The organism is Kitasatospora indigofera, assembly GCF_014655955.1.
In the GTDB taxonomy this organism is placed as follows: domain Bacteria; phylum Actinomycetota; class Actinomycetes; order Streptomycetales; family Streptomycetaceae; genus Kitasatospora; species Kitasatospora indigofera.
Map to the genome: position 1 here is coordinate 60,898 of NZ_BNBO01000034.1, position 13,109 is coordinate 74,006.

General features: G+C 75.7%; 13 protein-coding genes. 3 read left to right on the plus strand and 10 right to left on the minus strand.

The features are described 5' to 3' along the window. Positions 1 to 34 precede the first annotated feature (34 nt). Entirely contained in the window at positions 35 to 841 is an 807-nt protein-coding gene (locus IE329_RS25640; protein ID WP_229927751.1) for an ABC transporter permease, read from the plus strand. A gap of 82 nt (positions 842 to 923) precedes the next feature. Here IE329_RS25640 and IE329_RS25645 read toward each other — a convergent pair whose 3' ends face one another. Genes IE329_RS25645 through IE329_RS25690 form a run of 10 tightly spaced genes read right to left on the minus strand, consistent with a single transcriptional unit; the run spans position 924 to position 11,280 of the window. Then, entirely contained in the window at positions 924 to 2,351 is a 1,428-nt protein-coding gene (locus IE329_RS25645) for a condensation domain-containing protein (protein ID WP_190213337.1), read from the minus strand. Then, entirely contained in the window at positions 2,348 to 3,631 is a 1,284-nt protein-coding gene (locus IE329_RS25650; protein WP_190213338.1) for a class-II aminoacyl-tRNA synthetase family protein, read from the minus strand. Before IE329_RS25650 ends, IE329_RS25645 begins: the two co-directional genes overlap by 4 nt. Further along, positions 3,628 to 4,908: a cytochrome P450 gene (locus IE329_RS25655; RefSeq protein WP_190213339.1), complete on the minus strand. Its 1,281-nt coding sequence runs from the start codon at positions 4,906 to 4,908 to the stop codon at positions 3,628 to 3,630. The genes IE329_RS25650 and IE329_RS25655 overlap by 4 nt, the downstream gene beginning before the upstream one ends. 6 nt (positions 4,909 to 4,914) lie before the next feature. Beyond that, positions 4,915 to 5,607 carry an RraA family protein gene (locus IE329_RS25660; protein ID WP_190213340.1) on the minus strand — a complete coding sequence of 231 codons (693 nt, stop codon included), beginning with the start codon at positions 5,605 to 5,607 and terminating at the stop codon, positions 4,915 to 4,917. Continuing rightward, positions 5,604 to 5,876 (minus strand): acyl carrier protein, encoded by a 273-nt coding sequence (locus IE329_RS25665; protein ID WP_190213341.1) that lies wholly within the window; start codon positions 5,874 to 5,876, stop codon positions 5,604 to 5,606. The genes IE329_RS25660 and IE329_RS25665 overlap by 4 nt, the downstream gene beginning before the upstream one ends. After that, positions 5,866 to 7,116, minus strand: a complete 1,251-nt coding sequence (locus IE329_RS25670) for an aminotransferase class III-fold pyridoxal phosphate-dependent enzyme (protein ID WP_190213342.1) — start codon at positions 7,114 to 7,116, stop codon at positions 5,866 to 5,868. The genes IE329_RS25665 and IE329_RS25670 overlap by 11 nt, the downstream gene beginning before the upstream one ends. Next, positions 7,113 to 8,312: a pyridoxal phosphate-dependent aminotransferase gene (locus IE329_RS25675; protein ID WP_190213343.1), complete on the minus strand. Its 1,200-nt coding sequence runs from the start codon at positions 8,310 to 8,312 to the stop codon at positions 7,113 to 7,115. The genes IE329_RS25670 and IE329_RS25675 overlap by 4 nt, the downstream gene beginning before the upstream one ends. Beyond that, positions 8,309 to 9,262: an alpha-ketoacid dehydrogenase subunit beta gene (locus tag IE329_RS25680; RefSeq protein WP_190213344.1), complete on the minus strand. Its 954-nt coding sequence runs from the start codon at positions 9,260 to 9,262 to the stop codon at positions 8,309 to 8,311. The genes IE329_RS25675 and IE329_RS25680 overlap by 4 nt, the downstream gene beginning before the upstream one ends. After that, positions 9,259 to 10,275, minus strand: coding sequence for a thiamine pyrophosphate-dependent dehydrogenase E1 component subunit alpha (locus IE329_RS25685; protein ID WP_190213345.1), 1,017 nt, complete (start codon positions 10,273 to 10,275; stop codon positions 9,259 to 9,261). Before IE329_RS25685 ends, IE329_RS25680 begins: the two co-directional genes overlap by 4 nt. Before the next feature lie 57 nt (positions 10,276 to 10,332). After that, the gene (locus IE329_RS25690; protein ID WP_190213346.1) at positions 10,333 to 11,280 is read right to left on the minus strand and encodes an LLM class flavin-dependent oxidoreductase; all 948 of its coding nucleotides are present in this window, start codon (positions 11,278 to 11,280) and stop codon (positions 10,333 to 10,335) included. A 151-nt stretch (positions 11,281 to 11,431) separates the two neighbouring features. On the opposite strand from IE329_RS25690, the gene IE329_RS25695 reads away from it, so the two are divergent. Next, on the plus strand, positions 11,432 to 12,010 hold the full coding sequence (locus IE329_RS25695; RefSeq protein WP_190213347.1) for an O-methyltransferase: 579 nt from the start codon (positions 11,432 to 11,434) through the stop codon (positions 12,008 to 12,010). Then, a partial coding sequence (locus IE329_RS40160) for an oxamate carbamoyltransferase subunit AllG family protein (RefSeq protein ID WP_194736190.1) occupies positions 12,007 to 13,109 on the plus strand: 1,103 nt, incomplete at its 3' end. The genes IE329_RS25695 and IE329_RS40160, both read left to right, overlap by 4 nt.

The following is a 13,109-nucleotide window of genomic DNA, read 5'->3' on the forward strand; positions in this document are numbered from 1 at the left end:
GTTCCCGCCACCCGGAAGGCAGGCCCGTCCGCCCGTGACCGTCCTCAGTGCCCCTCACACCGCCGTGCACCACGGCCGCCTGCGCGGCGCCGGGAACATGGTGGCGCGCAACCTCCTGATCTACCGCCACACCTGGTACCTGCTGCTGGCCGAGGTGTTCGAGCCCGTGCTGTACCTGCTGTCCATCGGCGTCGGCATCGGCCAGCTGGTCGGCCGGGTGCCCGGGCTCGGGGACTCCCCGGTGGCCTACTCGGCCTTCGTGGCACCCGCCCTGCTGGCCACCGCGGCGATGAACGGGGCGATGAACGAGACCACCTTCAACATGTTCGCCAAGCTCAGGCTGAACCGCACCTACGAGTCCATCCGGGCCACCCCGATGACGGCGCAGCACATCGCCCTCGGCGAGGCGCTCTGGGCGGTGCTGCGCGGCACGCTGATCACCACCGGGTTCCTGGTGGTGGTGTCCGTCCTCGGCCTGGCGCACTCGGCCGGGATCCTGCTGGTGCTGCCGGGCGCGGCCCTGATCGGCTTCGCCTTCGCCTCCGCCGGCCTGGTCGTGGTCACCTACCTGCGCAGCTGGCAGGACTTCCAGTTCATCCAGCTGGCGATGCTGCCGATGTTCCTCTTCGCCACCACCTTCTACCCGCTCGGGGTGTACCCGCGCTGGCTGCAGATCGTGGTCGAGTGCCTGCCGCTGTACCAGAGCATCGAGCTGGTGCGGCAGCCCTCGCTCGGCCAGGTCGGCTTCCAGCTTCTCGTCCCGGTGGTCTACCTGACCGTCTTCGGGGCGGTGAGCCTGCGCTGGGCGATGCGGCGGATCGACCGGGCGCTGACCCGGTAGAGCGGGCGCGGCGGGACGACGACGGCCGGGCCCGTGCGGGCCCGGCCGTCGTCGTCCGGGCGGGCCCGCGGGGGCCGGCCGGTCAGCCGGCGGCGGGAACGCGCCCGCGCAGGGCGGCCGCCAGCGCCCCGACGGTGGTCTCCGCGTACGCCGTCCCCGCCAGCAGCCACTCCAGGTCGCGGAGGAAGACCGCGCTCCCCCGGCCGGCCAGGAACCTGCGGTCGGCGCAGAGGGTGATCACCGATCGCGCGCTGTCCGGGCCGGCGGGTGCCTCCAGCTCCTGGAGGAACAGGAAGAACTTGGCACCCTTCTGGTCGAAGTCCCACTCCGGGTCGGAGAGTTCGGTACGGTCCAGGGCGCCGGCGAGAGCCTCGGGCGATCCGGCGGCCGGTGCGCCGAGCGGCTGCTGCCCGGACCCGAAGCGGACGTCGTTGAAGAAGCAGAAACCCCCGGTGCGCAGCCCCCGTTCGGTGCCGATCCGCTCGATCAGCTCCTCCAGCGCCCGGGGCTCGTACTCGGTGTGCCGGTACCCGGTGGCGGCGGCGCCGCCCACCCGCCGCAGGAAAGCGTCGAAGGTCTCCTCGCGGAGTTCGGCGCGCACCAGCGCGTTCTGGTTGAAGGCGCCGACCAGGGCCTGGTTCTCGGGGCGGAACCGGGTCGCCACGATGGTGCGCAGGGCCGCGGAAGGCTCGCCGGTGTAGAGCGCCAGCAGCAGCAGGGTGCCGGCCTGCAGCACCACGGAGGGGCTCAGCCGGGCGCGCCGGGCGTGCTCGGCGGCGGCCAGGGCCAGGGCCGGCGAGCTCAGCCGCGACCACTGCCGGTCCGAGGGGCCGCCGTCGCGCAGGTCCTCCACCATCGCGGCGGGCAGTTCGCGCAGCGCCCGCTCCCAGAAGAGCAGCGCCCGCTGCTCGCTCCTGCGGGCGGGCTCCGAGGCCTCGTAGCCGGCGCGCTCCAGCGGCTGCTGGGCCCGGGGCGCGAGGCCCGGCGGGTCGGTCAGCAGCTGGGCGAGGTCCGCCCGGAGGATGGACAGGCTCCAGCCGTCGATGGCGAGGTGGCTGAGGCACAGCACCACCACCGCGGCGTCGGGCCCGTCGGTGACGACCGCCGCCCGGACGGGTGGTTCGGCGGCCGCGAAGGGGGTGGAGCGCAGCTGCCGTCCGACCTCCTCGGCGGTGTCCCGGGGCCCCGCCGCGCCGGCCGGGTGCAGCCGGACGGGCAGGGTGCCGCCGGGCAGCACGGTCTGGAGCGGACCCCGCGGTCCTTCGGAGAACAGGGTGCGCAGCGAGTCGTGGCGTTCGACGAGCAGCCGGACGGCCGTGGCGGCCCGTCCGACGGCCGTGCCGGACGGCGCGGGGACGGCCAGTACCAGATTGGTCGAGGTGTCCTCGGGGGGCAGCCAGCGCAGCACGTCCCAGATGGCCACCTGGCCCCAGGTCATGGCGGCGGTGACGGGCGGCCCGTCGGTGCCGAAACCGATCGCGAGGGTGTCGCCCGCGGGTGGTCGGTTCATGCTGGTTCCCTCCGTGCGGCGGCGGCCTCGCGCAGCGGTGCGGGCCAGTCGGCGGGGTCGTCGCCGGTGTGGGCCCGGATCCAGTGCGCCCATCGTTCGAGTCCGAATCCGATGCAGGCCGAATAGGCGGCGCCGTCCGGGCCGTCGATGCCGAAGCCGGTGCCGAAGTGCTGTTGGTGCAGGTTCACCGAGGCCACCGCGACGTCGGGGGCGCCGTGCGGCAGCCGGGCGCGCAGTTCGTGCTTGACCTCGTAGGCGGACTGGAAGGCGAGGTAGTCGACCCGGTCGGGGGTGAAGAACGGGTCGTTGGCCGTCTCCAGCCGGCACGGCAGGCCGACGGAGCGGGCGAGGGACTCCAGCCGCTCCAGCATGTCGTCCCGGAAGGCGCGGGCGCCTGCCGCGTCGCCGACGTAGACGATCTCGCGCATCGTGAAGGCGGTCAGCCGGGTGGCGGAGACGGCCGACGGCAGTTCGCGCCGGGCGCAGCCGGCCCGGGCGGTCGCCCGTACGGGGGCCGGCAGCGGCCGGTCGGCCAGTGCGGCGAACAGGTGCAGGCAGACCGCGGGGGCCAGGACCGCGCCGCCGGGCACGAGTTCGGCCCGGCGGGCCGCGCGGTCGGGCGCGGCGGCGAAGCGGTCGAGGGCGGCCAGGTCGGGGCCGACCTCGGCGGCCGCCAGGAGGTTCTGCGGGAAGGAGCGGGTGTATCCGGCGCGTTCGACGGTCGACCAGTCCACCAGGTGCGGGGCGGTGTACTCGTCGGCGCCGCTGTCCAGGGCCAGGTCCAGCAGGACGGTGTCCAGGGCGCGGAGCAGCCGGGCCGATGCTCCCGGGCCCACCTCCAGGCCGGTGCCCACCCGGCGGTGCCCGGCCGGGGCCGGCCGGGTGGGCACCGGGGTGGCGACCTGTTCGAACCGGGCCCGCGGGGCGCCCTGGCGGCGGGCGGTGCGGGCGTGGGCGGCGGCCAGGAGGTCCTCGGCGCGGGCCGCCGGCCAGCCGGCGGTCGGCCGGTAGTGGACGACGGTGGCCAGGTCGGTGTGTTCGCAGCGGTGGCCGCCCGGGGGCACGCAGTACGGCAGCAGTTCGTCGAAGGCCTGCCGTTGGCTCTCGGGGACGGCCGACGGGGACGTCCAGCGGACGCTCTCCCCGGCGGCGTCGTCGGGCCGGGCGCCGGGGCCGTCCGGGTCGCGGGGGCCGTCCGGGTCGCGGGGGCCGTCCGGGTCGCTGCCGGCGTCCGGGCCGCCGGGGCCGTGCGGGGCGGTCCGCTCCCGCGCGGCGGTCATCGCCCGGCCCCGGCGGCGGGGCGTACGGCGCAGCGGACGGGGGAGGCCGCCCGGAAGGTGCGTCCGCTCGGCAGGGGTGCGGGCGCCAGCACGTCCAGGGCCTCCACGCGGTCGAGGACGGCGTTCACGACGGTCTCCAGTTCGGCGACGGCGAGGCCGGCGCCGAGGCAGACGTGCCGGCCGGCGCCGAAGGTGAGCGGGGTGCGCTGCGGGCGGCGCAGCGGGTCCCAGACGTCGGGTCCGGGGAAGACCGAGGGGTCGCGGTTGGCCGCGGCGAGGAAGGCGTTGACCGGGGCGCCGGCCGGGATCCGCACCCCTTCGAGGTCGACGTCCTCGGCGGCGAAGCGGAGCGTGACGTGCAGCGGCGGCTCGTGCCGCAGGGTCTCGGCGACCACGCCCGGTACCTCCTCGCGCCGGGTCCGCAGCCGCCGGTAGAGCTCGGGCCGGGTGCCGAGGGCGACCAGGACGTTGGCGATGCCGGCCGCCGTGGTCTCGGTGCCGGCGGCCAGCAGCAGGACGGCCGTGTTGACCACCTCCGCCGGGCTGAGCCGCTCGTCGGCGGCGAGGTCGGCGAGCAGGCCGTCGCGGGCCTCGCCCGCCCGGGCCCGCTGGAGGCGGTCGCGCAACTCCTCGCGCCGGCGGGTGACTTCGGCGAGCGTGGTCGGCCCGTGATCGACGTAGTCGACCAGCGGGGCGAGGGTCGCGGCGAGCCAGGGTGCCTCCTCCACCGGCAGGCCGAGCACCCGGCACATGACGCGGAACGGCAGGGTCCGGGCCAGGGCGTCCACCAGGTCCGTCCGGCGTTCGGCGACCAGTTCGTCGAGCAGCTCGCCGGCGAGCGGTGCCACGATCCGCTCGGCGTAGCCGGCCACCGCGCGCGGGCGGAACGGGCCGGCCGCGGCGGAGCGCAGCCGCTGGTGCTCGGCGCCGTCGCGGTCGAGCATCGAGGGGCCGAACGCGCGGCGGCTGGTGCGGAAGGGGTGGTAGGCCGAGAACCGGGGCGAGACCAGCACCTCGCGGACCAGCTCGTAGCCGAAGACGGCGTAGCCGCCGAGGAGTTCGGAGCGGTGGACGGGATCGTGCTCGCGGTGGTGGTCGTACAGGGCCCAGGGGTCGGCCTGGAAGCCGGGGTCGTCGAAGTCGAGGACGGCGGCGCCGGGGCGGTCCGGCCCGGAGCCGGGTGTCGCCGGGTGGGCCGGAGCCGGGTGGGCCGGCATCGAGTGGGCCGGCATCGAGTGGGGGGTGCCCGGGGCCGGGCTGGCGGGGGTCGTCGTCACGGGGTGTCAGACCTCGAATCGGAGCTCGCCCGTGCCCGCCAGGAAGTCGGCGAGGCCGGTGAGTTCGGCCAGGGTGCCGGCGCCGTCGCGGATGGACTGCTTCAGGCGGTCCTCGCGGGCCCGCAGGAGCCGGCCGGCGCTCAGCACCGCGGTCACCTTGTCCTCGGGCACGACGACGAAGCCGTCGGCGTCGCCGACCAGCCAGTCGCCGGGCCGCACCTCCACCCCGCCGGTGCGCACGGTCTGCGGTACGTGCGGGGCGCGTTCGCGGGTGGTCCGGGCGGACACCAGGGTCACCTCGGTGGAGAACACCGGGATCGGCAGCTCGGCGAGGTCGTCGAGGTCGCGGACCGCGCCGTCGACGACCAGCCCGCCCAGCCGCTGGGCCAGCGCCGAGGCGGTGAGGATGTCGCCGGCGAGGGCCTCGGAGGGCCGCTGCTCGTTCACCAGGAGCAGGATCCAGCCGGGCGGGGTCGCGGCCAGTGCCTGGAGGCAGGGCAGCATGTCGTCGTCGGTGGTGACCGGGAACGCCGGGCCGGCGACTCTGGGCAGCCCGTTCCTGGACCGCAGCGGCAGCCGCAGGGCGGTCACCAGGTCACCGGAGGCGTCCGCGAGCTGGGAGGTGCTGACCTGGCTGAACTCCTGCCGAAGCCGGGTGATCGCGGCCTCGTCGAAACGGTGCTCGACGGTGGTGGTCACGCGCTCTCCTCCTGTCGCTGCGAGGCGACGAGGGTGTGGATGCCGGCCAGCGTGTAGAAGGCCTGCGGCTCGTGGTCGGCCAGGTCGATGGGGCAGCCGGTGACGTCCTCGACGAAGAGGATCATCCGGATGACCGAGAAGGAGGTGACCAGGCCGAGGTCGAAGAGGTTGTCGTCGGGGTCGAGCCGGTCGGGGAACTCCCGCCCGGACTCGGCGGCCAGGCCGGCGAGGAACTCGCGGAGCTGCGCGTAGAGGTCGTCACGATCCATGGTGGTCTCCCAGCGGTCGGGTGGGGCGGTCTTCGGCCAGGGCTGCGGTCACCGCGTCGAGGGCGGTGGCCAGTTGGGTCTCGGGAATGGTGAGCGGGGGTGCGATCCGGATCCGCCGGCCGTCGTCGCCGCCGGCGAAGACCAGGACGTCGCGCCGGAAGGCGCCCTGGACCACCTCGGCGGCGCTCGGCCCGACGGGCTCGAAGGAGAGCGTGGGGCCGGTGAGCCGGACGGCGGTGGCCAGGCCCGCCCCGCTCCACCGCCGCGCCGCGCCTTCGAGCGCGGCTCCCACCCGACGGCACCAGCTCTCGACGGGTGAACGGTCCAGGTAGCGGGCCACCTCCCAGCCGGCGGCGAAGCCGAGGGTCGCGGTCTGGAAGGTGTGCGCGAGGTGGACCTCGGAGGTGGCGGCGCTCTCCAGGCCGCTGCGGTACACGACGGCCGACAGCGGGAAGAGGCCGTTGGTCAGCGACTTGCCGAACAGCAGGATGTCGGGGTCGAGCCCGGCGGCGACGGCCGGGCTGAGGTGGCCGTGCCGGTAGTACCCGCCCTGGATCTCGTCGGCGACGGTGAGCGCGCCGGCCCGCCGGGCCGCCCGCTGGAGCTCGGCCAGCCAGGCGACGTCCAACGGGACGTAGCCGTTCGCCCCCTGGACGGTCTCGTACAGCACGCACGACACGTCGTCCCAGTCCTCGGGTACGGTGCCGGGCTCCAGGTGGGTGACCTGGTCGGCGATCCGGTCGGCGAAACCGGTGTCCTGCAGGGCGTGGGCGCGGTGCACGGTGGTCACCGCCTGGGCGTCGACACCGAGGCCGTGGAAGGCGCCGCGGATCGCCAGCACCCGGCCGGGCCGGGCCCGGCGGGCCAGGGCGAGCGCGGAGGAGACGGCGAAGCTGCCGCCGACCTGGAACAGGACCCGGCCGTCCGCGCCGAGGCCCAGCCGCCGGCAGAGCCAGTCGGCGAGCAGTTCGGCCTGCGGCGGGTAGAAGAGCGCGGCCAGGTCGGAGCCGCCGGCGAGGACCGGCTCCAGCTCGGGGTTGCGGTGGCCGAAGTTGACGGACGCGTAGGCGGACATCAGGTCGGTGCAGCGGCGCGCCGCGCCGTCCTCGCCGCGCAGGTGCAGGGTGGCGTTCTCGGAGCCCTCCAGGGTGTAGCGCGCGGGGAGCGCCGCCCCTTCGTCCAGGCCGCTGAGGCTGTGGGCGGTCCGGCGGGGCGGGCGCGCGAGCGGAGTGGTGGTCAAAGGTCCTCCAGACGGGTACGCAGCCGGGCGACGCCCTCGGTGAGGCGGGGCGGCGGCAGCGTGAGCGACAGACGGAGGTGGCCCGCGCCGTGGGCGCCGAAGAGGCTGCCCGGGGCGGTGGCCACGTGTGCTTCGTGGAGCAGGAGTCCGGCCAGCCGGCGGTCGTCGAGTCCGCTGTCACGGACGTCCGCCAGGACGTACAGGCCGCCGCGCGGGCGGGTGACCCGCACGCGGGGGACGGCCGAGAGCCCGTCGACGAGCAGGGCCCGCCGGTGCGCGTACTCGGCCCGGGCCCGGGCCACGTGGCCGCCGGCCGCGAGGGCCGCCGGGATCGCCCGCTGGACGAACGACGGCATGCAGCAGTTGGTGTTCACCAGCAGGTCGGTGAAGCGGCGGACGGCGGCGGGCGGGACGATCGCGATGCCGATCCGCCAGCCGCACATCGAGTGGCTCTTGGAGAGGCTGTCCATCACGACGGTCCGCTCGTCCGCGGGGTACAGCGGGGTCTCCAGGCCGGGCTCGGCGAGCTCCCGGTACGCCTCGTCCGTCACGGTGTGCAGCCCGTGGCGGCGGGCCAGCCCGGCCAGCTCCGCCAGGCAGTCCCGCGGCCAGACCGAGCCGGTCGGGTTGTGCGGGCTGTTCACGACCAGCACCCGGGTGCGCGCGGTGACCAGGGCCCGGACCTCGGCCGGGTCCGGGACGTGGCCGTGCTCCGGACGCAGCGGGTAGCCGACGGGCGTGCCGCCGGCCAGCCGGACGAGTTCGGCGTACGGCGGGAAGCCGGGGTCGGGCACCAGCACCTCGTCGCCCGGGGCGAGGACGCCCAGCAGGGTGAACCAGAGGGCGAGGTTGCTGCCCGGCAGGAGCAGCACCTGCTCGGCCGCCACCGGGCGGGCCAGCCGGGCGGCGTAGTGCGCGGCCACCTGCTCCCGGACCAGCGGGTCACCCGCCGGGTCGGTGTAGCCGGCGTGGCCGCCGGCCAGTTCGCGGGTGGCCGCCGCCACCGCGGCCGGCGGGCCCGGCAGGTCGGGCTGGCCCACCTCCAGCCGCACCACGTCGACGCCCCGGGCCTCCAGCCGGCGGGCCTGCGCGGAGAGGGCGAACGCCGATCCGCCGAGCAGCCGGTCGGCGGGCGCGGCGGCGCCGGGGCCCGGGCGGTGGCGGTGGCCGACGCCGGTGGCGGCGCTGCCGGTCATGCGGCGGCCGTCAGCCGCCGGACCGCCGCCGTCACCCGCTCCGGGGTGGCCCAGTACTGCGCCTCCAGCACCGGCGAGGAGGGCACCGGCACCTCGGGCGCGCTGACGTGGGCGATCCGGCCGCCGAGGGCCAGGGCGACGCCCGGTACGTCGAGCAGGGCGGCGAGGATCTGCGCGGGGGCGCCGGAGCGCGGCCCGTCGTCGACCAGCACCAGCCGGCCGGTCCGCAGGACGGAGGCGGCGAGCGCGGGCAGGTCGAGGGGCACCAGGGTGCGCGGGTCGAGCAGCTCCACGTGGACGCCCTCGGCGGCCAGTTCGTCACCGGCGCGGGTGGCGGCGTGCACCGCGGAGCCGATCGCCACCACCGTCGCGGCGTCGCCCTCGCGGACCCGGTGGGCGACGCCGAACGGCTGGGGCTCGGCCGCGAGCGCCGCCCGCAGGTCGCAGTGGTCCGCGAGGCCGGGGGCGATGAACAGCAGCACCGGGCCCTGCTCGTCACGGACGGCCGTGCGCAGCAGGGCGCAGGCGTCGGTGGCGGAGCCGGGGACGGCCACCCGCACGCCGGGGGTCTGCATGAAGACCCCGTACGGGCACTGCTCGTTCTGCGGTCCGAGCTGCTGCGGGCCCCGGGTCGCCGAGGTGAGCACCATCGGGGCGCGGTACGAGCCGTCGCTCAGGTAGTGGATCCGGGCGGCGTGGTTGACCAGCTGGTCCATCACCAGGAAGGCGAAGGAGGCCCGGTTGAGGTCCACCACCGGGCGCAGTCCGGTCATCGCCGCGCCCAACGCCGCACCGACCATGGCCGGTTCGGAGATCGGGCAGGTGCGGACGCGCTCGGCGCCGAACCGGGTGCGCCAGCTCGGCGGGGTGCTGGTGGCGAGGAAGACCAGGTCGGGGTTGCGGTCGAGTTCCTGCTCCAGGACGAGGTCCAGGACTGCCAGTTCGTTCACGGGGTACCCGCCCAGAGGTTGGTCAGGGCAAGCTCGGGGGCCGGCCACGGTGAGGTGCGGGCGAAGGCGACGGCCGCTTCGACGCGCCGCTCGGCTTCGCTGTGCAGGGCGTCGAGGAGGTCCGGCGCGGTACCGGCCGCCAGCAGGTGCCCGCGCAGCGCGTCGAGGGGGTCGCGGGCGAGCCAGCCGTCGAGCTCCTCGGCCGGCCGGCGTTCGCCCGAGGGCCGGTCGAACTGCAGGTGGAACCGGGTGAGGTAGGTGCTCGCCTCGATGAACGCCGGCCCCTGCCCGGCCCGGGCCACCGCCACCGAAGCGGCGGCGGCGGCGTGCACCGCCAGGGTGTCGTTGCCGTCGACGCGGTGGACGGGCATCCGGTGGCCCTCGGCGATCCGCGCGACGGACGTCTCGGGGTAGACCTCCTCCGTCCGGGTGGCGCCCTGGTAGCCGTTGTTCTCGCAGACCAGGATCAGCGGCAGTCGCTGGGCGACCGCCAGGGTGAGGGTCTCGTGCACCACGCCGGCGCCGAGCGCGCCCTCGCCGAAGAAGACCACGGCCACCGCGCCGTCGCGCCGGACCTGGGAGGTCATGGCCGCCCCGGCGGCCACCGGGATGCCGGCGCCGACGATGCCCGAGGAGAGCAGCAGGTGCGTCGCCGGGTCGCTGACCAGGGCGGCGGCCTTCCCCCCGCAGAGGCCGTCGGCCCGGCCGAAGAGTTCGGCGGTCAGGGCGTCGAGGTCGACGCCGCGGGCCAGCGCGTGTCCGTGTCCGCGGTAGTGGCTCACCAGGTGGTCGCGGGGCTGGAGCGCGGCGCAGACGCCGACCGCGACGGCCTCCTGGCCGATGTACGGGTGGACCGGGCCGATCACCTCGCGGTCGGTCCGTGCCTGGAGGATGCGCTCCTCGTAGGCCCGGATGAGGACCATCGCCTTGTAGGCGGCGACCAGGTCGAGTCCGCCGTCCTGCGGGGGGTCCATCGGCGATACGGCCGGGTCGGCGGGAAGGGCTAATGCCATCACGGCTCCATCCGTCGCCGGAGCAGGGGCCTGCTCCTGGGGCAGACGTGACGGTAGTCAGCTTGATCGGGGATTTACAAGGTCTGATCGTTCATCAGTCCGCTTTAGGAGACTTTTTTGCGTTTGGATGTCAACAGAAAGACGTTGCACCACTTCGCGGCGGAGCCGCTCCAGGGCGTCCACCGGCCAGGGGGTGGGCAGTTCGAAGACGAGATGGCTCGCGCCCGCCGCCACGAACCGCTCGGCCGTCGCCCGGACGGCGGCCGGCGCCGCGAAGTCGACCGGGATCTGCGCCGAGACCGCCAGGGTGCCCGGGTCCCGCCCCTGCGCCTCGCAGTGCGCCCGCAGCGCCGCCAGCCGGGCCGCGAAGCCGGGCAGTCCGGCGGCGGTGTTCCAGACGTCCGCGTGCCGCGCCACGACGGCCAGCGCCCGCACCCCGGTGGCCCCCAGCACGAAGGGCGGGCACGGGCGTTGGACGGTCGCCGGGGCGAGCCGGGCGCCCCGGAGCCGGTAGTACCGGCCCTCGAAGTCCACCTCCTCGCCCGCGCACAGCCGCCGGATCAGCCCGCACGCCTCCGCCCAGCGCGCCAGCCGCTCACCGGGCGGCGGCAGCCGCAGGCCGCGCGCCCGGTGCTCCGCCTCGTGCCAGCCGGCCCCGAGGCCGAAGTCCAGCCGTCCGCCCGAGATGTGATCCACCGTCGAGACCATGGCGGCCAGCACCGCCGGCTCGCGCAGCGTGTTCGCGGTGACCAGCACCCCCAGCCGCAGCCGGGAGGTGCGGGCCGCGAGCGCGGCCAGCAGGGTCCAGGCCTCCAGACAGCCCGCCGGGTCGCCGCCGCCCGGGGCACCGCCGTCCGGCGCGGCGCCGACCGGGTCCAGGTGGTCGAAGAGCCAGGAGTGGGTGAACTCCGCCATCTCCTCGCCCTCCTGCCACAGGCGCAGCACCCGCTCGTAGGCCACGTGCTGCTGGGGCGCCTTGAAGCCGACGCTCACCGGGTTCCGCATCGCGGCCCACCTCTCCAGGCGATGACTTTCGGCCACATCCCACCCGCCTGCCGCCGATGATCACCGAACTCTTGTTAATTACTTGCACCTTGACGCAAAAATATGCTCCACTCCCCTCACTCTTGTCACTCCCTTCAAGGAGGTCGGCCCCGTGGACGTCCCGCCCCTCGTCGCCCAGGCCCAGCAGCGGGCTGCGGACAACGGCTTCGCATACTCATGCGCGCCGCTGACCGGAGAGCTCCTCGCGGCACTGGCCGCGGCCGTCCCGCCCGGTGGCCGGATCCTCGAACTGGGCACCGGCATGGGCGTCGGCCTCGCCTGGGTCCTGCACGGCCTGCGGGGACGCGAGGACGTCGTCCTCGTCACCGTCGAGCACGACCCGAAGACCGCCGCACTGGCCGCCGACGCCGACTGGCCCGCCTGGGTCCGGCCGCACACCGGCGACGCCGTGGCGCTGCTGCCCGAGCTCGGCTCCTTCGACCTGGTCTTCGCCGACGCCGAGGGCGGCAAGTGGAGCGGCCTGGACCGCACCCTGGCCGCGCTGCGCGAGGGCGGCGTCCTGCTGCTCGACGACATGGACCCGGCCCGCTACACGCTCGCCGAGCACCACGCCGCCATCGCCGCCGTACGAGCCACCCTCCGGGCCGATGCCGGCCTCGTCCTCGTCGACCTCCCGGTGGGCACCGGCCACATCATCGCGACCCGGCGGCACGCGGCCGCGGCCGCGTGAGCCCGGCCCCGGCCGAGCACCTCCCGGCGGCCGACGCCGCTGTCCTGGACCACCTTCAGGTCTTCCTGGACTCCTTCACCACGGCCGGGCGGATCTGCCCGCGACTGGACGAACGCACCTACCTGCACGCCGGGCCGCCGCTCGGCCCGGACGCCCCGCCGGCGCCGATGCGCTCCGCCCTGATCGGCGCGCTCCTGCTCGAAGGGGCCGCCGGGACGCCCGAGCAGGCCGGCCGCCTGATCGACGACGGCCGGCTGACCCTGCTGCCCTGCGCCGACCACGACGCGCTCGGCGCACTGACCGGGATCATCTCCCGCTCGATGCCGGTGGCCGTCCTGCGCGACACCCACGGCGGCACGGTCTTCGGCACGCTCGGCGAGGGCGCCGGCCCCTGCCTGCGGGCCGGCCACCACGACCCGCGCACCCTCGACCGGCTCCGCTGGGTCGCCGCCGCCGTCCTGCCGGTGCTCCAACAGGCCTGCGAGGGCGCGGAACTCAACGTCACCCGGATCCTGCGCAGCGCGCTCACCCAGGGCGACGAGGGCCACAGCCGGACCACCGCCGGCACCGCCCAGCTCCTCGTCCAGCTCACCGGCCTGCTCCTCAAACGGGAGATCCGCTCGCCCGAGACCCCCCGGGTGCTGCGGTGGATGAGCGCCGACCCCCAGTTCTTCGGCGCCTTCGCGGTACTGACCGCCAGACTGCTGGCCCGGGCGATCCCCGAGCGGCCCGGCAGCCCGCTCCTGCGGACGGTCGTCTCCAACGGCCACCGGGTGGGGATCCAGGTGGCCGGCCTGGGCGGGCGGTGGTTCACCGCGCCCGCGCCGGTCGGCAGCGCCGTACTGTTCGGCGGCCACTCGCCCGCCGACGTCCACCCCGTCATCGGGGACTCCTTCGCCGCCGAGGTCGCCGGCTTCGGCGCGATGGCCCTGCCGGCGGCGCCCGCCGCGACCGACCACCTCGGGCTGAGCGCGGCCCGGGTGCGGGCGGACGCCCGCCGGATGCGGTCCATCGCCAGCGCCGAGAGCAACCGGTACCGCATCCCCGGGAACGGCTCCACCGGCGTCCCGCAGGGCATCGACGTCCACCGGGTGGGGGG

Coding starts and splice junctions, on each gene's coding strand:
- IE329_RS25645 (WP_190213337.1), bottom strand. CDS start 2,351: ATGAACCGACCACCCGCGGGCGACACCCTCGCGATCGGTTTCGGCACC.
- IE329_RS25650 (WP_190213338.1), bottom strand. CDS start 3,631: ATGACCGCCGCGCGGGAGCGGACCGCCCCGCACGGCCCCGGCGGCCCG.
- IE329_RS25665 (WP_190213341.1), bottom strand. CDS start 5,876: ATGGATCGTGACGACCTCTACGCGCAGCTCCGCGAGTTCCTCGCCGGC.
- IE329_RS25675 (WP_190213343.1), bottom strand. CDS start 8,312: ATGACCGGCAGCGCCGCCACCGGCGTCGGCCACCGCCACCGCCCGGGC.
- IE329_RS25685 (WP_190213345.1), bottom strand. CDS start 10,275: ATGGCATTAGCCCTTCCCGCCGACCCGGCCGTATCGCCGATGGACCCC.
- IE329_RS25690 (WP_190213346.1), bottom strand. CDS start 11,280: ATGCGGAACCCGGTGAGCGTCGGCTTCAAGGCGCCCCAGCAGCACGTG.